The organism is Dolichospermum circinale AWQC131C (genome assembly GCF_000426905.1).
GTDB lineage: Bacteria > Cyanobacteriota > Cyanobacteriia > Cyanobacteriales > Nostocaceae > Dolichospermum > Dolichospermum circinale.
Map to the genome: position 1 here is coordinate 70,358 of NZ_KE384592.1, position 407 is coordinate 70,764.

A 407-nucleotide genomic window follows, 5' to 3' on the forward strand; every position below is an offset into this window, starting at 1 on the left:
GTTTCCTTATGTATCAGTTTTTAATTAACTCAAAATAGCAAATTTTAAAAAGGATAAGTTTGTTTCCAATGATAGGTATTAAAGTCACGCTGATCTACTGAAAAATGTGTCCATGTCCTAAATGTTCTGCTAAAATTACTAGGGAAGTATCAGCTAAATCCATCGGTAGATTAGCATATTTTTCCATTAATTGGATAATGCGTGGAGTATGGTGAGATTCTAAATTAAAAACTGTAAATAATTATTTTGTAGAGACGTTCCTCATGTAGGGATTCTCGGCTCTACACCTAAATTCATACCTGGTTTCAGCAACACCGATTATTGTTGGGTTTCCTTGTGTCAACCCAAACTACAAACTACTACTTTTTAATACCTTTAATAAATGCTGTTCTTGCATCAATAATGGA